The 20906-nt window shown below is 39.7% G+C and carries 21 protein-coding genes and 1 pseudogene; 5 read left to right on the top strand and 17 right to left on the bottom strand.

Features of this window, described 5'->3' with window-relative positions; translation table 11 throughout:
• Positions 1–129 precede the first annotated feature (129 nt).
• Positions 130–693, bottom strand: a complete 564-nt coding sequence (locus CA598_RS06840) for a hypothetical protein (protein WP_094876023.1) — start codon at positions 691–693, stop codon at positions 130–132.
• A 485-nt stretch (positions 694–1178) separates the two neighbouring features.
• On the opposite strand from CA598_RS06840, the gene CA598_RS06845 reads away from it, so the two are divergent.
• Positions 1179–1844 (top strand): DUF1643 domain-containing protein, encoded by a 666-nt coding sequence (locus tag CA598_RS06845; RefSeq protein ID WP_094876024.1) that lies wholly within the window; start codon positions 1179–1181, stop codon positions 1842–1844.
• 281 nt (positions 1845–2125) lie between these two features.
• Here CA598_RS06845 and CA598_RS06850 read toward each other — a convergent pair whose 3' ends face one another.
• The 4 genes from CA598_RS06850 to CA598_RS06865 form a co-directional block, all read right to left on the bottom strand.
• A complete protein-coding gene (locus CA598_RS06850) occupies positions 2126–2590 on the bottom strand; it encodes a GIY-YIG nuclease family protein (RefSeq protein WP_094876025.1) in 465 nt (154 codons plus the stop codon).
• 288 nt (positions 2591–2878) lie between these two features.
• Positions 2879–3547 carry a hypothetical protein gene (locus tag CA598_RS06855; protein WP_094876026.1) on the bottom strand — a complete coding sequence of 223 codons (669 nt, stop codon included), beginning with the start codon at positions 3545–3547 and terminating at the stop codon, positions 2879–2881.
• A 785-nt stretch (positions 3548–4332) separates the two neighbouring features.
• Positions 4333–5070 (bottom strand): hypothetical protein, encoded by a 738-nt coding sequence (locus tag CA598_RS06860; RefSeq protein WP_094876027.1) that lies wholly within the window; start codon positions 5068–5070, stop codon positions 4333–4335.
• Between the two features lie 692 nt (positions 5071–5762).
• Positions 5763–7196 (bottom strand): PPC domain-containing protein, encoded by a 1434-nt coding sequence (locus tag CA598_RS06865; RefSeq protein ID WP_179283605.1) that lies wholly within the window; start codon positions 7194–7196, stop codon positions 5763–5765.
• Between the two features lie 655 nt (positions 7197–7851).
• On the opposite strand from CA598_RS06865, the gene CA598_RS06870 reads away from it, so the two are divergent.
• The gene (locus tag CA598_RS06870; RefSeq protein WP_094876029.1) at positions 7852–8334 is read left to right on the top strand and encodes a hypothetical protein; all 483 of its coding nucleotides are present in this window, start codon (positions 7852–7854) and stop codon (positions 8332–8334) included.
• Positions 8335–8705: 371 nt separating this feature from the next.
• Positions 8706–9749 carry an outer membrane protein assembly factor BamB family protein gene (locus CA598_RS06875; RefSeq protein WP_094876030.1) on the top strand — a complete coding sequence of 348 codons (1044 nt, stop codon included), beginning with the start codon at positions 8706–8708 and terminating at the stop codon, positions 9747–9749.
• Positions 9750–9877: 128 nt separating this feature from the next.
• On the opposite strand, the pseudogene CA598_RS06880 reads toward CA598_RS06875, so the two are convergent.
• From CA598_RS06880 to CA598_RS06930, 11 genes and pseudogenes are all read right to left on the bottom strand, one after another.
• A pseudogene (locus tag CA598_RS06880) lies at positions 9878–10897 on the bottom strand (YifB family Mg chelatase-like AAA ATPase); the annotation flags it as partial.
• Positions 10898–11086: 189 nt separating this feature from the next.
• The gene (locus tag CA598_RS06885; protein ID WP_094869596.1) at positions 11087–11596 is read right to left on the bottom strand and encodes a phosphoesterase; all 510 of its coding nucleotides are present in this window, start codon (positions 11594–11596) and stop codon (positions 11087–11089) included.
• Between the two features lie 41 nt (positions 11597–11637).
• Positions 11638–12048 (bottom strand): hypothetical protein, encoded by a 411-nt coding sequence (locus tag CA598_RS06890; protein WP_094876032.1) that lies wholly within the window; start codon positions 12046–12048, stop codon positions 11638–11640.
• A gap of 153 nt (positions 12049–12201) precedes the next feature.
• Positions 12202–12588, bottom strand: a complete 387-nt coding sequence (locus CA598_RS06895; RefSeq protein ID WP_094869594.1) for a YraN family protein — start codon at positions 12586–12588, stop codon at positions 12202–12204.
• Positions 12585–12893 (bottom strand): EscU/YscU/HrcU family type III secretion system export apparatus switch protein, encoded by a 309-nt coding sequence (locus CA598_RS06900; RefSeq protein ID WP_094876033.1) that lies wholly within the window; start codon positions 12891–12893, stop codon positions 12585–12587. Before CA598_RS06900 ends, CA598_RS06895 begins: the two co-directional genes overlap by 4 nt.
• The gene (locus CA598_RS06905; protein ID WP_094876034.1) at positions 12890–15043 is read right to left on the bottom strand and encodes a hypothetical protein; all 2154 of its coding nucleotides are present in this window, start codon (positions 15041–15043) and stop codon (positions 12890–12892) included. The genes CA598_RS06900 and CA598_RS06905 overlap by 4 nt, the downstream gene beginning before the upstream one ends.
• A 72-nt stretch (positions 15044–15115) precedes the next feature.
• Positions 15116–15727 carry a ribonuclease HII gene (locus tag CA598_RS06910; RefSeq protein ID WP_094876035.1) on the bottom strand — a complete coding sequence of 204 codons (612 nt, stop codon included), beginning with the start codon at positions 15725–15727 and terminating at the stop codon, positions 15116–15118.
• A gap of 197 nt (positions 15728–15924) precedes the next feature.
• On the bottom strand, positions 15925–16785 hold the full coding sequence (gene ylqF / locus CA598_RS06915; protein ID WP_094869590.1) for a ribosome biogenesis GTPase YlqF: 861 nt from the start codon (positions 16783–16785) through the stop codon (positions 15925–15927).
• 29 nt (positions 16786–16814) lie between these two features.
• Positions 16815–17423, bottom strand: a complete 609-nt coding sequence (gene lepB, locus CA598_RS06920; protein WP_094869589.1) for a signal peptidase I — start codon at positions 17421–17423, stop codon at positions 16815–16817.
• 296 nt (positions 17424–17719) lie between these two features.
• Positions 17720–18064, bottom strand: a complete 345-nt coding sequence (gene rplS / locus CA598_RS06925; protein ID WP_042128973.1) for a 50S ribosomal protein L19 — start codon at positions 18062–18064, stop codon at positions 17720–17722.
• 147 nt (positions 18065–18211) lie between these two features.
• Positions 18212–18502, bottom strand: coding sequence for a hypothetical protein (locus CA598_RS06930; RefSeq protein WP_094869588.1), 291 nt, complete (start codon positions 18500–18502; stop codon positions 18212–18214).
• A 346-nt stretch (positions 18503–18848) separates the two neighbouring features.
• On the opposite strand from CA598_RS06930, the gene CA598_RS06935 reads away from it, so the two are divergent.
• Entirely contained in the window at positions 18849–19799 is a 951-nt protein-coding gene (locus CA598_RS06935; RefSeq protein WP_094876036.1) for a hypothetical protein, read from the top strand.
• 57 nt (positions 19800–19856) lie between these two features.
• Here CA598_RS06935 and CA598_RS06940 read toward each other — a convergent pair whose 3' ends face one another.
• Positions 19857–20084 (bottom strand): hypothetical protein, encoded by a 228-nt coding sequence (locus CA598_RS06940; RefSeq protein ID WP_094869586.1) that lies wholly within the window; start codon positions 20082–20084, stop codon positions 19857–19859.
• 206 nt (positions 20085–20290) lie between these two features.
• Here CA598_RS06940 and CA598_RS32180 point away from each other — a divergent pair, with 206 nt between their 5' ends.
• Positions 20291–20467, top strand: coding sequence for a hypothetical protein (locus CA598_RS32180; RefSeq protein ID WP_179283606.1), 177 nt, complete (start codon positions 20291–20293; stop codon positions 20465–20467).
• The last annotated feature ends 439 nt before the right edge of the window (positions 20468–20906 follow it).

Raw genomic sequence — 20906 nt, forward strand, 5'->3', positions numbered from 1 at the left:
CTTGTCCGAACAAGCGATCAGTTAGAGCTCCTTTTAATATATGTCTCGTATCTTCAGGCAAGCTAGCTAAGTAAGAATCAGTTGATGGTTATGTGCCGTGGCGATTACCGCCTACTGGGAGTAGACTTTCTAAAAAGCTTCAGAATGAAGAAAATCAAAAATTTCTTTAAATTTATCATCGTATTGAGGAATATCATTGAAAAATACTTTATCAACACCCGGTTTCTCTTTATTTTTTCTTATTGATTGTTCTCTAACCATCAAGTCATTAGCATTGTGAATACCTAATTCAGGGCGGGCAAGCTGCTTTACGTGGTAATCCATTAACTGTGAGTGTTTTAATACGTAATATTGCTCTCGATAGATTTCATCTTGAATTGCATAAGAATGTACGAGAACCCAGAAGTCAGGAGTAGGAATACTGATGTCATAATAAGTCTGAAAAAATCTAGTAGGGACTGAAATTTCCTTAGTTGCTTTTACCTGTATTTTTACACTTTTATTATTTGCAGTAGCTATAATGTCGAATGATTTTTTATTTCCATGTGTTAAGAAGGCATCTATACCGTATCTAGATAATTTCGCAATAGTCCCAAACTCACCAACGCGATTAATAAAATAATTTTTCTGATCTGAAAGCGTTCCGTTCTTATCAAGAATGTCCCTATAAACGATTTTTTTACTTTTCGGCACTAATTGTTCCTCTCCTTATCGTATAATAGGATAACTTGGTTGCCTATTAACTTTAGACATTAGTTGTAACTACTGGGAAAACAAATATTCAGATAAGATTCTATCCTAAATCCTTATTATTTGATATATTTTAATGATCAAAAAGAAGGGAATAGCAAAGCTTAGATTATGGCTTTCATTGGTTGTTAATGAAGATGGTTATGTGAAAATAAAGCCGTTATCAAACTTAGATTATAAAATCATATGCGGAAACTCTCTTATTGAAGATTTAATTGTTGGTGAATATCATATAAAATTATATGATGCCGATTAAGTTAGAACGAAAAAAAGGATTAAGTAAAAAAGAGAAAGTTGATGTTTTTCAATTAAAATTGTGGCTAGAAAACCCATTATCTTGCTCTATTCCTATGAAAGATCCTACACAGGATAGGTACTTATTATGAAATTCTGAAGAAACTATAAGTGTATGCGATGAGGAGAAAATCTTGAAAAAAATATTAAATCATATGTATTCGGACAGTGTTGAATCACAATTGATTGACCCAGTTGGAGACGAGAAGATTATCGACGGAGTCCTTTATAAAAGACGATTTAGTTTAAAAATACCAATAACAAAAAGAGATTCCAAAAATTCGATTGTAGTCATTTTAAAAAATCCAAGCCAGGCTGATAAATCCAAATCAGATCTGACAATTAATAAAGTAATCGAATATATACTTCGAAATGAACAACTAAAAGATCACGATCAAATTATTATTGTCAACCTATTAGCTTTGTATCGAACGAGTTCAAAAGAAATTAAATCTATTATTAAATGCACGAGTGAGGAATTTGTGGCTGGAAATGATAGTAAGTTGGAAAAAAATGATTCTGCTATTATCAATGCAATTACTGAATCAAAAACGGTTATTTTGGCTTGGGGAAATCATGCATTAGGAATTAAAAAACTTTATGATTATAGAGTTCAGACTGTGTTGAAAATGGTTTATCAACTACAAAAGCAAAAGAAAGTATATTACGTTAAATCACTAAGCAAATATGATAATCCTCGTCATGCACAAGTTTGGGGTTACGAAAATTCATTACATTCTTGCTTGATAGAAAAAAAAATCAAGAAGTATTCAATTATTAGAAAAAATATTCAAAATTAAGACATATAAAACCGTTTTACGGGTGCACGAATTATCGGAATTACCGAACAACGATGAACAAATAAAAAAATCGCCTCGTCCTGGGCGATTTTTCATTAGTTTATAAACTAGAGTGGTTTACTATGCCAAAGAGACTGCTAAACTTAAATCAATTGCGCTGAAGTCCCTTGGGTGAAGAGAACCTTGTTTAGGATCTTATTGCGCGCTCATAAGCTATTTTACTTACGACAGCGATGGAGCCTACATCTAGAAACTTGTTATGCTTTCGTTTGATTATTACGCTAATGTTGGTAGTCTAACTTGAAAAAAAGTGGATTGCAGCTAAATTCTTTTAAGCGATTATACTGATTATAACCGAACTTGGGGTCAGTTAATCTGAACAAATTGATAACTGTCGTCTCAATGTTTCTTATGGCTACATCATCTTTTTGTTTTGTGCTGTACAACGGATAATGCGAAAAGTTTGCCTCTCCGAAGTTTTCGAAATCTTCCTGAAAATACTTGGTTCTGTGCTTTCCGTTTCGCAAATCATGTAGCATACTAGCATGCCTGTGATAAATATTACCTTTCCCACAGTACATTTTGTTATTGACATGATTAATGTAGAGATATACTCCATAATCATCTCTGGCAAATTTGCTTTCTTCATTAACAACGGCTGCGTCTTGACTTTTAATGAAGTTATCAAACTCCCTCTGTGTCTCTTGTAATAATGTTGTGATCTTATCAGATATTGATTTACTCATTGCTTCAACATCTCCTATATCTAAAATTGGGAACACTATAAAATATAGTGTTCCCAATTTAATGAAATATTATACATTATAGTTATTATGAACCATATGAACTTCGTTTTTCTAGTCAATTCTTGTGGACACAGAAAGCAGAGAGTAACTTGCCTTTATATTAGATGGAAGCCTCTTTTGATTAATTTTGTTTCGAAATACGACGGGACACTATAGTTCATAAGAGTTTTGTTATTGTGTTGTATAAACAACTGTGAATAAGCTGCTACTCCACAACTTTTGAGGAACTCAACTAATTTGTAAAACTTCCCTTTCAATACCACCGAATTCTTCCGCCTTTTCCACTAACCAATTATCTATAACTTCCCTATCAATACGATCCGCTGTATATAACAAATCTTCAGATGCAAATATATCGAAAAACTGAAAAAACAGGTCACTACTACATGATTCAAAAACTTCTAAATCGCCGAAATTAGAAAAAGCGTCTTTTGTCATATAATTTATTAATTCAAACATGTCGTTCCTTTCTTCATCCGTTAGCAAATTCATTAAATGATAGTTGTGTGTGATTAAAATTGTTTTCAAGCTAAAAAAACCGATTTTTTTCTCTAATTCTTGCAGTAACCTCTGTTCTTCTAAATCCTGTTGTATCTTCTGTTCGCGCACAATATTTTTTTTAATTCTGTCAGACAGCGGTCCATCAATAGATATCTTCAAAGTATATTCGCCATAGTGGGAATGATCATTATTATTTCCCGAATTCAGGGACACAGTTGACTCCCATTTGGCAGCAAAACTAGTGAGTTTCTTATATGCCATTTGTACATTTTCAAAGTCACTTAAATAAGTATCAGGTTTCGAAGCATGTAGTATGAAATACCCATCATCTGTGATCTTGATTTGATTTTTAATAATTGCCGTAACTGATGGAACAAGACGAATTGATTTATTCATTATGTATAAGTTCCTATTATCGTATGATGGTATCTAAGGCAAAAAATAACAAGTGGAGGAACATTTTATCCAAGTCTTTTTTATTGTAAGCCTAATTTGTCACTCTAATATTACCCTAGAGAAGGTACCTATCGTTAGAAAATTAACTCTGTCTATTAGGATGAACCAGTGAAATTTATACAGGAGCGCTAAGCTAACGAAATCAATTGTTAAAAAGAAAATGCTACCGCATGATGATAGCATTTTCTTATTTTAATAGAACAAGCATTTATAATGTATCACCAAACAATGTGAGAGCGGGTGTGGTAATTAAAAGGGTGAATGAGAATGAGAAAGAGATGGATCAATATCTCTATCCGTTAAGTTACCTTATCAGCTATCGTATTATTTGGAGTTACTTAGTAAGTGGTTATATACTGAGAAATAACAAAAAGAGGCTGCTAATCTAGTAGCTTTTTTGATATAAGCATATTTCTTTGTTTACTTAGCCGTTCCTATATAAATTCAATTTTCAATTTTACTAAGGGCGAGCCTAAAGTAGGAAACGCACGTGTTTCGACCAACCTGCATAATTATCTATTGAATTAATAAATCTCCCGCCAGTAAGCTGCGGGGAATTAAACCAGTAGTGATTCAAGATAAAATCTTAAGTGCTACGTCAAATATAAACAGGTACTTCCATTTGATTAGAAAAACCTTTTATGTGAACAATATCAACAAAATACTCATTATTATCTATTATTTCTCGAAATATAGTTGCCCAAATAAATATTTATACAAAGGTATTAATCCTCATCCCCATTATCCCGCTTGTAACTCTCTCTCCAATCGGCATTGAGCGAGTCCCCCCAAGTACGATCCGCTTCTCGGTCATACATCTCCACTGCCCAACTAGGACCACCAGTACGTCTCTCCATATCAGCCATACTAGCGTTATGTTCTCTGTTTTTAGCAACTATTTCTCTATCCTCAGCATCGTAATCACGTTCAACTCCTGTAGAGAAATTATCTTCATCAGAATGAGAATATGATGAGTAACTACCAGTACCAACGCCTTTAGATTTTAGGTTAATTGCTGCATACACAAATATTGATACGGCACATGTGATGACAACCACAACCTGCCATACGAAACGATCCAAGGCACCTTCAAATGATAAGAATGGATTATTGGTAAAGATAGAGAGCAAATAAAAGTATCCTGTAAGGACAGTTATCCAAATTGTGCTCCTTCGAAATGTTATCCCCAAAATAATAAAGAGAATTGTCCCAATCCAATGCAATGTTTCAACCCCTGTAGTACGTGCGAAAAATAACCCGAATAACGCATAGTGGTAAAAGAGACCAAAAGCCGCTGCATTTAATAGTCTGGAACATGTTTTTTTAAAATTAGATAGGAGCAAGCATACTCCTAAACTGAGAAAAAAGATAAAAAAATTCATATCGTTATATTTAGTAAGAAAACCAATACTTCCTAACAATAACAAAAAATTAAGAAAATGAAGACTCCTATAAACTTTCATATAATGTACGCTCTCCTTATGTATAGATTAATTTAGCTTCGACGTACAACTGAATATTTATTTTTACTGTTTGGCAATGTATCGACGATCTTTCCATTAGCAAGTAATTTAAAAGGACTAAGTAGATATTTCCTTTTTGAACAGAATCAAAACCTTTAGAGGGATAGACCGATTTGGGTTTGTTTGTGTCTACCGAATTCATCGTTACACTATAGTTACAAAGAAAAATACATTAGTTATACTCGTATAAACTATTCCCTGTTGATCTTTCGCCCCTTTCTTTTCTGCACGCTCAAAGAAATACCCAAGAGACTTGAAATGAAAATTCATGGAACTACTGAGAAAATTTTTTTAGAAAAATCGAACCATTTGGTGTTTTTGGTACCTTAAATCTAGATCTTTCACCAAAAGGACTTTTACATAAGGCTAAACCGATACACGATGCGAATAAGTTGTGAAAGTTTTTCTTCATACTGCCCAATATTGATCGCATAATATTCGCGAATTGAAGAGGAATATCGGTTCATAATACCACTGTGAATCGTATTAGTATGATTTTTATACTTAATAGAGGACACTTCTGGGAAAAAGTTCGGTTTCAAACCTAACTCAATTTTCTAAATCTCGCTTTTTTAGTTTGAATTTCAGTTAAAAGAGGAAGGGCTTCTGCCACTTCCTCTTTTGATGAAACCTTATTTTTCTTTATCGAATGGGACAATGATCGCAGTGCTTTCAAGGAGTCCCGTATTTGTGATTGAAATCTTTAATTGTCCTGTTCCAGCCCCAATTTGTGGCAATTTGATTTTCACTGAGTTTTGTCCGCTTACGACTGCAATTGATGTAACTAATAGCTTACCTTTACTGTCGTAGACCTTAATAACGTCACCCTTTTTCAACTTATTAATTGTAACCGAATCATTAGCACCTTTACCGTTTGAAATCAAAATCTGTTTAAGATTCAAGGAATTTGATGCTGCTGATACCTTGAAATAATAGGGCACTCCATCAACATTACTGGTTGCATAACTTATTCTTAAATAATATTCACCCGCAGGGAGTGAAGCTATTGATTGTGTGCTTCCTTTAGAGAGGTTACTGTAATCGGTCGACTGATACCAATCAAATGACTTACCGGTGGAATCATAAAGCTGATAATTCCAACCTATATTTGATTTATTAATCATGCTAATTGCTACTTTTGCACTCGATGGTAAATTGAATTTATAGAAATCAACATCACTATTATACTGTAAGTGAGCTTCATATTGCTTGTTTAGGACAAGAGGACTTGCACTGGATAGATCATTATTGAATTCTTTTTCAAAAAACTCCCCTGCTGTAAATTTCACTTGTAGAGAGTAGGGGATTCCTTCGACATTATATGTAGTCTTACTTACTCTTAAATAATAAGTTCCAGCAGGCAAGCCTATGCCGCTTTCCGTGTTACCTTTTGCCAACTCACTGTAATCGGTCGACTGATACCATTCGAATGACTTACCCGTGTCATCATAAAGCTGATAATTCCAACCTATTTTTGATTTATTCACCATGCTGATTGTTACTTTTCCACTCGAGGGCAAATCGAATTTATAGAAATCAACATCGCTATCATATTGTAAGTGAGCTTCATATTGCTTGTTTAGAACAAGCGAACTTGCACTTAATAAATCATTATTAAATTCTTTTTCAAAAAATTCCCCTGCTGTAAATTTCACTTGTAGAGAGTAGGGGATTCCTTCGACATAATATAAAGTCCTACTTACTCTTAAATAATAAGTTCCTGCAGGCAAGCCAATGCCGCTTTCCGTGTTGCCTTTTGCCAACTCGCTGTAATCGGTTGACTGATACCAATCAAATGACTTACCCGTGTCATCAAAAAGCTGATAATTCCAACCTTTATTTGGTTTATTCGCCATGCTGATATTTACTTTTCCATTAGAAGTAGTAGTAAACTTATAAAAGTTAATGTCACTGTCAGTATCTAAAACACCTGAGTATGTCTCGTTAAGATTGATGGTTGTTGCTTGCTCAATGGAATCATCGTTAGCGTTCGCAAAGACTGATCCATATGGATCAATGGAGCAAAAAAACATGAATAATAAAAATGAAAACAAACCTTTTTTCATACATATCCCACTTTCCATATTTGGTTAATTAATCAATATAATATCATTAGATAAATTGAAATTCTATTGTTATTTTAATTTTTACTCATTTATCATTACCATTATCTAAAAGAAGCTCTTTTTTATCAGTTTTGCTAACTTCTCTTTCCGCTATTATTTATAGAGAAGTGGTGGGTACCCACTCACCTGCTTGTGGAGTATATGTAGATACTGATCAAGAATCTATTGGTATAAAATTTGATGAACAGCTTCTAACCACTATGGCGTTTTCTTGAATTGCATTTCTTTTTATCCTGTATATTGTAGAATGTTGTTCCCGGCATTTTATGAAGTAATTCTAGGTGTACCGTTCGGAAATCCACTTCTACTTGCCCTTAATACCATAGACATCGCGTCGAACAAAATCCTAATGAAATTGAATAGTCCAAACATAATCTCGAGTATTCTGGATGATCAATATTTAGTTTTTTGAATTTAACTACATAAACGCTAATCAATACAAGAGACAGAATAATCGCTAAACTAATTCAGCTCAGCTATCTCTTACTTTTCCTCTACATGCGGTTCAAAGATTGTTTATTAAACATCTCTATCACTGGTAATTGAATTTATGTATAATAATTCTAAATAAAAAATTCACTGGGGGGAGATTTGAATGTCTTTTAAAAAAATGATTTATGTAATAAGTGTATGTAGTTGTCTTTGTATTTTTTTTACAACAGCTACTACTTCGACGTTTGCAGCTAGTTCGAAGACAGCTAGTAAGGCGGTTAAGGTAGCAGATTACAAAGGTTCTTGGACTAACGTAGTAGATGGATCCGGAGATATTCTTGAAATTACAAATATCAAAGGAAATGCAGGGACAATAGAATTAATTACGCTCTGGTATATGGGTAAAAATGGAGAAAATAGCCGTGAGGCTCATAGCGATAAAGTAACAGTAACTTTTAATGAAAAAGGAATCGGATACTTTAAATTTACCGATAATTGGTCTGGCGAAGAAGGTAAAGGGACTATTATCTTAAAGAATGACAAGGTGGTTGTTTATACATCATACCCTGAAGACTCAACCGGTTTTCTTTTCAAACATTACATGAATAATACCAACTACCCTTCGATTCTCAAACGATCAAAGTAGCTTAAATTATGGTGAAAAGAAAAATCCGTCGACTACGGCGGCTTTTTACTTTTTTTGACAATCCCTCCTAAATTTATGACCAGCAATTTTGAAAACTAATTAAAGATCTTTACAGGGGCATCATACTTTATTCCATTATGAGTTACAGACGTCACTTCAACGCATGAATATTGCATCTTATGTTCTGTTCACGTGTTGCTTCTACAGTCGTGATTTGAACATTTTTCCACGATGCTCTGGAAAGAGCTTCTCCAACAGTAATTAGTAAATTATATGATCTTTATTCATGAGATCTAAGCCAGTTAAATAATGTAATTATACTTCGATCAGTCTTAATATGCTTACAAATAACACGAAAGGATGTAATTATAATGGTAAAAAAAATAATCACAGGACTTTTTGTAGCATTGTTATGTTTGTTTATTGTTTTCCCTAACCGTATGTTCGCTGATCCCAGTTATCGTTACAACTTTCCTGGAAACGATACAATTCGAGAAATGTCTGTGACCAAAGACGGCACTGCCTACGGTGTCTTTTTATCCGGAGATCGCGGGAAACTTGTTTCTTTTTCCAAAGACGGCAAGGTTAACTGGTCCATTTATGGTCCTCATCATGAAGAAATGTATATGACCACGGATGGTAAAGGGCGTGTATATACCGCCATTGGTGCCAAAGTGACCGCTTATGATACATTGGGCAAAGTGCGATGGACAAAAAAATTCAGTGAGAGCGTCAACATTGTTGCAACTAAGGAGATTTTCATTGCATATATGCAATCTCGCGTTCAAGCCTTCACACTGGAAGGTAAGTCCGTATACGATGTGAAATTTAGCGCCAATGAACTCAAAATCCCAAGCCCAGATATAGGGTATGGTATCTGGAGCGTGTGGTTGGAAAATACAATGGACGTGTACAAAAAAGACCGAAAGTTATTTTCTATTAAAGGTCCTAAAAATACGATACTTGGCGAAATCACTACAAGCCCAGATTCGAAAGTGATATATGTGCCATTAAAAACGCAACAATACGGATCACCTTCGTATATGCTCGCCTATGATTTAACGGGAAAACAACTATGGAAAACGGATGTGGGCACTAAAGCAGGGCGTATTGATGACGTTGCGGTTCTTTCCAATGGAACCATCGTGGTACTTCACAATATCAAACAGCTTTTATCGGGTCTTGATAAAGATGGCAATCTACTTTGGACGCAAAGAGTTAAACCAATCATGGGACATATCAAGGCATCCGGTAATATTATTTATGTTGGTGGAGATCTCTATGATGCTTCGGGGAATTTGCTGCAATCCATTGAAGGACCTACTCAAAATATTCTTTACGGGGAAGATGGTAGTGTTATTTTCTGTAATATTTCGTATTTTGAGAAAAAAATGCCTTCTCTTATAACCCAGTAACACAAACAACCTCACGGCTCTGTGAGGTTGTTTGTGTTTGTCAGGTCGGCGTACATAGGTTGGTTGATGATTCGTTGTGAGTTTTAGATAATGACTGGACTAGATTTGGAAATTACATTCACCCGTTATATTACCGCATCAGCCGATATCGTATGATGTGGGGAGCGAAAAGGACGTCTGCGCAGCAAACCATTGTGGGCATCTTTCAAAGTTCCTGCTGCGCTAAAAATTTTAGTTACCTCAAGCGCCTCACTCTCAGACAATTTCGGAAGGATACTTGGAAGGCGTTTAATCAGCATCGTCTTCCCTGTACCCGGTGGACCGATAAGTAGTATATTATGCATGCCAGCTGCCGCAATGGTTAGGGCTCTTTTTACATGTTGTTGCCCTAGCACATCACTGTAATCATCCATCATCTCGTTCATTACATATGAGGCGTCCTCAGATGCACCGTAAATCGGGGTATATTTAAGATGTTCCAAAGAAAGAAGTAGAACCGGAGATCGTTCATTAGCTTCTATCCCCTTGGTCACAGTTACAGGAAAAGGAAGAGATGATAAAGAAGTCATCTCTTCGGAAACTCTTCCATACCGTTGATTCTGTTCGTCTTCCCCTTTTATACCCTTAGCTGAATTGGATGGTGATTCTTCCGGGTTCGGTAATGCACGCAAATGGTTGATTGCGTATATATTTATGCCACTGATCAAAGCTGCCTCAGCAGCATTTCCTTCAGGAAGCAGTACAGCCTTAAATCCATTCTTACGCGCAGCTTCCACCATTGGTAGAACACCTGATACTGGACGCAGACTACCGTCAAGCGCAAGCTCTCCAATAAAAAGCACCTCATGGGCTGAGGGCATTATCAGTTGTCCACTAGTTATCAGTATCCCCAGAGCAATCGCTAGGTCAAAGGCAGATCCTTCTTTTCGTAAGTCGGCTGGTGCTAGATTTATCGTAATGCGCTGCTGGGGATAACGATAACCACAGTTCTTAATAGCGGCTCTTACTCGTTCTACTGCCTCACGAATCGCAGAATCAGGCAGACCAATGATATTTGTCTGTGGCAATCCATTCGCAAGATCAATTTCTACACCTATCATTACCCCCTCAATTCCATACAGACATGCACTATGCATTTTTCCATACATAAAAACACCTCGTCTCCTGAAATACACCCCTGTTTGGGTGTCACATCTTCAAGAAAAAAGGTGCTTCCTTATTTTCCGGTAATAAATTAGCTACATATCTCATTATATATATGAAATCTTAGCGTAATCAAGAATTATTAATAAACATCAAATTGCATTAACACGCATAAATAATCATTTAGACCCACATTAACCTTCTTCACTAACTATGACAGAGTCCCTAATCTGTTCAAAAGTCAATGGTTTATAGCTCCAATGCTCTACACAAATGTTAAAATAATTCTTTCCTTCATATTTTTGTCCGTGAATATGACCATGCACATTTACGTAAGGCATATGTTTATTCATATACATAGGCTCGTGAGAGAGAAAGAAGAAATCCTTATAAATCAGCGGATATTCACTAACCTCGTCAAAGCCTGCTTCAAGCCACCAATCCCGACCGCGTCCCCGATCATGATTGCCGAGAATTAAAATCTTATAGCCATGTAACCTCTCCACAATAGCACGTGTCGCTTCCTTATTAAGAAACGAAAAGTCTCCCAAATGAAACACTTTATCATCCGGATTCACTACCGAATTCCAACTCTCAATCATAGCTTCATTCATTTGCCCCACATCTATAAAGGGTCTGGATTCAAAATCAATAATCAACTTATGGCCAAAATGATGGTCGGATGTAAAAAAAACGTTAGCCATATTCACCCTTCTTTCTTTTTTGATCATAGTTTGTATGATTATCACCAGTCACGCCGCTTATGTGATCGTTTTTTATTATCGCTCTGGATCAGTTCAGCTAGAGGGGGAGTCTCTTCATTCTCAATGAGCCAGCCACGCATTTCTTTAATCGCTTCCACCTGTCCATTTCCTTTATCTCGCCATGTAAGAAGCTCTATGACTTTTATAACAAGCGCTAAGAGACTGCTATTGCTGTTTTGTGATTTATCAGCACGGATTTTTTGAAATAGCGCCTCATTTTTCCAATCGATTAATATTTCCTCAGCTATAGTGGGCCGCATAACCGTGAAGTTCTTATTGCAATTTGCACAACAGACAACGGATACTGGCTCTGCGGTAAATTTCACTTCAATCTTCTGCTGGCAATATTGGCAAGCAAAACTAACCTGCATTTCAAAAGGTTTATTCTTCACTTAAACAGCCCTCCTCATGATGACATTAAAAAGTTACTCTAATGTTTACCCATTTCTTTTGAGAAATGACCCACTGTGCGGAGGCTATGTAAAGACTTTTTTCATAAGAATGCTAGTGCCCATAATGAATGGCGTGAGAATATGGGGTGCAGCTTAAAAAGCCTCACGTATATGCCCCAAAGAAGCGATGCTTAAATCTTCATTCAGTAAAATGCTAATGACGTCAAAAGTTACTCTTCGATCATCATAACCTTTCATATGCAAATAAACCTGTGCCGTATTTCGCACTTGATGTATTTTTCTTGTATTCACAGATTCCTCCGGAGTCCCTTGATATAGCTCTCCACTACGACTGCGAACTTCAACAATAATAATACAGCCTTCATTCTCCGCAATAATATCAAGTTCTCCGGTTCGACAACGCCAATTTCGTTCTAAGATCTTGTACCCACAGGTAGATAAGTACTGCACAGCCCCTTCTTCAGCAGCGGCTCCCTTCTGTTTGCGGTTGTAGCGTTCTCTTGTGTATGGCTCTTTCATTCCGGTCTCCGTTCACCGGCGGAACGGTCGCTCTGATACACAAAGCTGAGGATTTCAGCCACTAGCTGATAAAGTTCAGATGGAATCTGTTGATCTAGATCGAGCTTTGAAAGAACTTCTACGAGAGCTGCGTCCTCTTGGACAGCAACCCCACTCTCTTTAGCTTTTTGCAGAATCAGATCCGCTATCGCCCCTTGTCCTTTGGCAACAACGACAGGTGCCTCGCTTTGTCCTGGGCTATATTTGAGAGCGACCGCTTTTTTGAGCCCTTGTGAAATTAGAGGTACAGGCTCATTCTCGTTCATATACGGTAATCCACTCCTTTATAAACATCAGGAACATAATCAACAAGCTTACTATGGGGATTGGCAAGTTCTGTAGATAGCTTTAATTCTGGCAAAGGTTCAGTTCTTAATCCCGACAACTGATAACCAATAGATTCTACTGCCGTTTTAATGTCATCACGCCGCTGTTCCAACAGCTCAAGCACCCAAGGATGATCATTATGCAGCTTAAGACTAACGATTCGATCAACAACCTGCACATCAACCAGTGTCTGGCCGAGCTGCTTCATATCCAAATCAAACCAGAGCCTGCAATTGGCAGCATCTAATTCACCCTTGCGTCCCCGACGCGACTGAATATGAACGGAAGCTGTCTCCTGCCCATCTGGACCTTGCAGCGGCAAGAACAAAGTTACTTGCGCGAAAGGAGCCGTTCGATCTGTATTGAGCAGCAGCTGTTGTCCTGTCAGCTGCTGCACTAGTCCGCTCGCGGCTTCTTTTACCGCGGGCGGCACCTCGCTGCTGCTCATGATCTGCAGCAGCACGCCCTTTAAGGTGTCGGTGGCTTGTTCGCCACCGACACCCGCACTGCCAAGCGCGGCCGTACCTGCCGCCGCGCGGGCCGTCTCAGCGGCGGCTATTGCGCCGCCGCGCACCGCCTGCTGCTCGTGCTCCGCACCGAGCAGCTTCAGCACCCGCCCCACCCACGACTCCGCGTCCGCGGATGGGGCGGTGTCCGGCTGCACCGGCGAAGCCGTCGCAGCCGGGGTCTCCCCGCGCGGCGCAGCAGCGGGGGCAGGGCTTGCTCCCGCCGCGTCAGCGGGCGGGACCAGAGCGAGCTGCGGCAAGCTGCCGCGCAGCTCGGTGAGCACGCCCTGCAGCTTCGCGAGCAGGGCGGCACCACTTGCTGCGTGGGGCGCCGCACCAGCAGCAGGACCTTCGGCGCTCACACTCGCGCCACCCGGCATAGCCCCTCTCTTATCCATCGAGGCAGCCAGACTCTTATCCGCATGTATAACATTATCCAATGCCCCATCCTTATTCAAATTCAAGGCATTCCCTTGAATCTCAACTTCGCTAGAACGGATAGGATTATTCGCTGCACGATCAGCTTGAGCGCTTAAAGCACTATTTAGAGCGCCGGATATCATGGCAGGTGTTGATTTACCAGCCATAGACTCTGTAACAATACCACCCTTCAGGATCTGAGTCCCTTCACCTGTCTCATCAACTACAACTGGCTTGCCAGTTCCTATCACCGTTTCATTCTCAGAAGCTATATTAAGAGTCACCTTGACTGGCGCACCTTGTTCAACCGGTTTCAGAGCACCTTCAGTTGCTCCTTCCGAAAGAGCAGTACTTCCGCTTGCGATAGTCCCATCAGCAATTTTAGTTGTAGCTTGTCCATTTCCTTTAGCTGCCGATTGTAAAGAGTCTGCTTCTGTAGCGTCTCCCTCTACAACTCCCATGTTATTCCCACTTCCAGCACCTGCAGTTACCGAGATTTCAAGTTTACCAGTATTTGTACCCATTCCAGCCTTAGATTCTGCTGTAATTGTTTCATCATTAGCAATTTGACCTGCCCATATTGTAATCTGATCTTCCAGTGCTGATAAAAGCTGATGCAGCTGCGGGCCAAATACAGCCTGCTGCAATCCTTTCACACTCTCAGCTGTAACGGGTAGTCCCCGCTTTACAGAAATGACTGCTGCGTCAAGCCACTCTGAAGCAGGCACACCAGCTGGTTTTGCACTCATTACCGCATCCAGCAGAGCCGCTGTCTCTTTTGTAAGCGGAACGCCTCCTGCTTGCATCGCTAGTACGATTTCTCGACCTGCTTTGGAATCAGCTAATCCTAGCGACTCCAAAGCCTCACCCATGCTTTGGGGAGTGACTAACGCCGTTTCACCGAGGGAGACCGGCTTCAATACGGGCAATCCGCCTTCTCCGGGTGATCCGACCTGTAAGTTCATGGTTTCTCCAGGCAGTAATGGTGTCTCTAATTCCGCACGAACAGGTGTACCTTGGATTTGCACAACCGCTTCTTTGCCTGAATCCGATACAGAGAGAACAACACCACGGACAACTTGCCCTTCTTTTAATTCTAAAGACTTCGCCGCACCCGGTTTTTGATCTCCAAGCAATCCACGGATCAATGTTCCGATATTCATACCGTTTCTCCTCCCTCCATTTTCTCTCTTCTTACTATATCGGTATTCATCCTACTTTTTTAAGCATTGCTTCTAGAATAACGTTTGCTGCTCCGCGAGAATCCGCCCAATAAAACTGCGTCGATGCATAGGTGTTGGACCTAGAGCTGTAATTTGTTCCCGGTGAAGCTTGGTCGCGTAACCTTTATGTATCGCAATCCCATAATCAGGGTATAATTCCTCCCAAAGACCTTCACACAGCCTGTCTCGTGTTACTTTAGCAATAATCGAAGCCGCAGCAATGGACTGACTATTAGCATCTCCTTTAATAATTGCCTGTTGCGGCAAAGGGAGATCTACCTTTTCAGCATCGATCAGCATATAGTCAGGAGTGTGTTCCAGACTCTCTACCGCTTTTTTCATGGCAAGACGTGAAGCCTGCTTGATATTAATTTCATCAATAACATTAGAATCCACATAACCCACACCCACTGCCAGCGCTTGCTCCATTATAATCTCGTATAAAGCCTCTCTCTTCTTCGCTGTAAGTTTTTTGGAATCATTTACACCATCAATAATAAGCCCCTCCGGCAAAATCACCGCTGCTGCGACAACGTCCCCAAACAAGCATCCTCTTCCTACTTCATCTACGCCTGCTATTCGGCGATAAGACTGTTCCCAGCCTTCTTTTTCATAGGCCAACATATCTAACGAACTCACTAATTTGTCACCGCCAATTATGAATTATTCTATGATCTATATAAGTCAGCTTATCATAGTAAAGCTTACATGGTCATCTTAAAATAGGCGTTCCAATTTGATCCATTCCCATAAAAAAAGAGCCTCCGAAATTTCGGATGGCTCTTCCATACCTAGTCCATTAAACGCAGCTTTCACACCACTTAAGGCGTTTCCAGCGTAAAGCGTCCAAGCTTACCTGCCCGTAGCTCATGTAACAAGGCCCGCGAAGCTTTTTCCAGATCTACACGTCCACCGCTAATTAGACAACCGCGTTTACGACCCACAGCTTCCATAACAGCTACGATCTCATCTGGATTCTCCAGATCCTCAGGAAGCTTCTCAATGCCAAAGCGTTCTTGAAATCTAGAACCGTAGTCCTTCACCAAATATTTCACTGCATAAAAGGCAATGTCCTCAATATTCAGGATTTCTTCCTTTATTGCACCCGTTACCGCTAGGCGATAACCTACTTCTTGGTCCTCAAACCTCGGCCATAGTATACCTGGGGTATCCAGAAGCTCCAAGTTGCCGCCTGTCTTAATCCACTGTTGACCCTTGGTTACCCCTGGGCGGTCCCCAGTAGCAGCAATACTCTTACCAGCCATCCGGTTAATGAGTGTTGATTTACCAACGTTAGGAATACCAACGATCAATGCACGCATAGCTCGCGGATTCATTCCCCTTGTGATCTGCCGGTCAATCTTTTCTTTTAACAACAGTTTGACCTGCTCTGGAATATCCTTAACACCCGTTCCAGTAGATGCATCAACAGGATAAGCAACATGCCCTTGTCCCTTGAAGTACGCCAGCCATTTCCGTGTAATTTCAGGATCTGCCAGATCCGCCTTGTTCAAAATAATCAATCTTGGCTTGTCCCGCAAAATATCGTCAATCATCGGATTGCGGCTGGAAAGCGGCAGACGGGAATCGAGCAATTCTATTACAACATCAATCAGCTTCAGCTTATCCTCGATTTGCCGCCTAGCCTTCGTCATATGACCAGGAAACCATTGAATGGCCATTGCCGTCACCTCCTTTGACTTCTGTCAACTTAATGGTTAATCAGTGTAATATCCTTTATCGGCCAGAAGATTAAATCAGCCCGGCCCACAATATCACCTAGAGGTACATAACCGATCATTCGGCTATCCGTACTATCCGAGCGATTATCTCCCATAACGAAAACATGTCCTTCAGGTACAGTACCATCCGTGAACTTTTCATTCGGGAAGTCTTTATTATTATACAGAGCGTTGTTACTATGCGCAGCATCAATAGCGCCTTGGATATATGTCTCGTTAACAACTTCTCCGTTAACTGTAACTACATCCCCTTCTACTTTCACGGTATCTCCAGCCACACCAATTACACGTTTAATAAAATCTCTGCCCTCAGAAGGCACGTGGAATACTATAACCTCGCCCCGCTGTGGAGATCTAATATCGTACAAAATCTCATTTACGATAACACGTTCTCCAGTATGGAAATTAGGCTGCATGGAAGGTCCATCTACAATAAAAGGCTTGAACAAAAGCCAGCGAATCAGAAAAACCAACACTAAAGCAATCGCAATGGCCTTGATCCATTCCAAGACTTCGTTTTTGGGTTTACGTGGGTTCTGCGCGCTTGAATCCAAAGTTTCACTTTGTTCCTGCTGCATAGTTCACCGTCCTCTCTTAATACTACTCTTACTATACAACACAAAAAAACTCCTGCCAAAAACCCCTCCACAGATACTCCTTCAGGAGGCCTTTTCGGAGAAGCTGATCCCCAAGCGTATATGTCGCACGCATTATATACCAAGCTAAAACGCCCTCAGCGTCCTTTAAGGACGGTAAGCGTTTATGCGAGAAATATAAGAATAATGTATAACGTGGAACTTATGCTTTCTTATATTTTCAAAAAATAATAAAACGAAAGGAGCTTGAACTCAAGCCCCTTTCCTTTGTCACTATTCTAGCGACGAATTTCTTTAATTCTCGCTGCTTTACCACGTAGTTCACGAAGATAATAAAGTTTAGCACGACGCACTTTACCACGACGAGCCACTTCGATTTTCTCGATTTTAGGCGAGTTGATTGGGAATGTTCTTTCCACACCAACACCGTAAGAAATTTTACGAACCGTAAAAGTCTCACTGATTCCACCGCCACGACGTTTGATTACAACGCCTTCGAACAACTGGATACGCTCACGAGTTCCCTCGATTACTTTTACATGCACCTTCAAAGTGTCACCCGGGCGAAAACTCGGGATATCTTTACGAAGTTGCTCTTGCGTAATAGCTTGTAGGATATTCATTAAGGACTTCCTCCTTCCGTACAGGTGTTCTTGCCTCTTCCGGAGAGAACTTTGCTCTCCTTCATTATCCGCAGCGGACCACCGTATTCCACACAACAGAGATAATAATACCATAAAGGACGGGCTAATACAACTTATTTTTTCTATTTAAAGCGGTAGCATATCTCTTTTTTTCGCCTTCGATTGGCAATCTTTACATAGACCAACCACAGTTCCGTTATCTTGTGCATAGAAGACAAGCTTTCCATTCTTCTTCTTACAAGAAGAGCAGGGCTGCTCCCCTGGGCTCTGTTTGGCTTTACGATGACTATCCATTGAGATTACATTACTCCGTGTAGTACGCGGATAATTTTTTGTGGTATTTATTTTCCGTTTCCAGACTAAAAAATATACGCCTGTCAAAACTACTAAGGCAAGCAAAATGGCTACATATTTCATTTGGCTCCCTCCACCCTTCAAGATTTATTAAAGAAAGAAAGTAAAAAGACCGCCCTGTTCTGCAAGTGAGGTAACGGTCTATATCTGTATACAATATGAGGATTTCTGCGCCCTTTTAAATATGTATCGTAACCGTATTTATTCAGCGAGTGATCTTTCATTTATTTTAGCACAATTAAAAATCGAAGTGTAGTGAACACTTTTGAGACCTAGTCTTTGGTCCAGTATAATAACCCGCCTCCAGCCGTTTTTACAGATAAATCCCATAAGCTATACTTACAGAAGTACATAACGAAATCACATATGTCAGATCACATACACCCATATTCGAGGAGGAGTTTGTTCAATGAGGAAAAGGAATAATAATAGTGTGTTAGCAGCAGTAGCCGTATTATCTATCGTACTTTTGGCGGGTTGCACTGAATTACCAGGCAGACAATCTGCCAAAAATGAGGTTGAAAAAAGTATTTCTGAGGATGCGCACCAGAACTTTGGTGAAGTTGTCAAGCAAGAGCTAGGAAAAGCAGCTGCAACTGTGCAGCAAGCTGTTGAGGAAACAGCTACTAAGGTAGTTGATGAAGTTAAAGCAGACAGCATTAACAAAGAACTCTCCGTATCGCAAGCGATCGGTTCAGCATCCGTGCTCAGCATGGACAATGCAGTAGGAGAAATAGAAGTAACAGCTGTTACAGGAGATCTGATCCATGTAAATGCAACGATCTCATCCCACAACAGCTCTCTCCATACGTCTGACCGCCAAAAGATTATGGATGATGCTGAAATTTTAGTAGAGGTCAGTGGTGATACTTTGAAGGTGTCTACGCATTCCAAAACAAGTCCTAAGAAGGACTTATGGACATGGGCGCAAGACAAATATGGATATTCAGATTTTAGCATAAGCTATAATATAGAGCTCCCCGCCAGCATGAATAAATATAAAATCACAAATAACGTAGGTCAAATTCGCCTTCGTAATTTAGAGGGTAATTATCATATCGTCAGCAACGTCGGAGCCATCAATATTGAAGGGGCTAAAATCACTGGGAAATCCACTGTAGAATCCGATACTGGCAGTATAAGAATGGATATAGCAGGGATGAAGGATGATAGCAGCCTAAAAGCCAAAACAGAGGTCGGCAGCCTCAGTGCTGTCCTGGCCGATGGTATGAAATGCAGCCTGGAAGCCAATAGTGATCTCGGGCAAATCAAGGGTGTAGAAGGTGGAAAGACCGATATCAATGGAGGCGGACCTTTGCTGTCCCTAAGCTCAAATATTGGTGCAATTACAGTACAGTAATCAGTAATAAACAGACCGTCCGGGAAACCCGAGCGGTCTGTTTTTGGTTCCAAATGATTAGATTAATGCGATGGCCAGCAGAGTGAACAGACTCAGAGTTAAGATCTGATTTCCGGCATAAGGATTTCCATAAAACGCAGAAGTATGCACAGAACCATTTCCAGTTCTTAAGTAAACATTGTATCTATCTACATCTGTAATAACGCCTTCGTGCTGTCTACCATCTCTAGTCAGAATCCGTACCCTTCTATCTTTACAACGCAAACAGTTATAATAAGCTTCCACTAGTGTACTCCTCCTTGTTCGTAATGATATAATCTATGTGTAGGAGTACAGGTCGGTAACGGCGAACTTACATAGGTCGGACTTTGGGTTAATATTTACTTTTTTCGATCCTTGTATCTTTCGTATTCCTTAAGGCTATAGATAATGTAAGACCTATCTTCAGCTTGCAGTCCGCAATATCACATCCATTCGAGGAGGCCAATCTCATGAATGTAGAAAGAAAACAGTTTATTAAAGAAGGCGTACTGCGTATCACCATTTTCGTTATTTTAGCTTCACTTACTTACACCGTCCGCAACTATGCATGGGCTGTTACTGTTCTCGTATGTGTTGCGCTTTACTCACTCCTTACAGGAGTACACAGAATCTTACGCAAAGAATAACATGTGCCTCCACGAACTCTTATAGCAAGCTAAAACGCCTTAGGCGTCCTTTTAAGGACGGTAAGCGTTTGTGCGAGAATTATAAGGATAAAGTATATCGTGAATCATATACTTTCTTATAATTTCAAAAAATAACCACTTTTCGCTGAGATGCTAGATCTCATTGGAAAGTGGTTATTTAACAATAATAATAAAACCATTAGCGACAGCGAACACATTCACTGTTTCTAATGGTTTTATTTACGCGGCGGTCAATCCCTAACATTCAATCTTATATGTTCACTCTTTAAATGGCGAATGGGAATTGCGATTTGTATAAAAATCGATAATATCATTCACGGTGCGGAGCGGCTCCGCCTCCTTGTGGATTGTGTCCACGTTAGGCTTGAATTCTTCATGCGTCTTCGTAGTCACTTCAGTTCATTCCCTTCAATAGTTA

This window comes from Paenibacillus sp. VTT E-133291, from assembly GCF_002264395.1.
Lineage (GTDB): Bacteria > Bacillota > Bacilli > Paenibacillales > Paenibacillaceae > Paenibacillus_AQ > Paenibacillus_AQ nitricinens.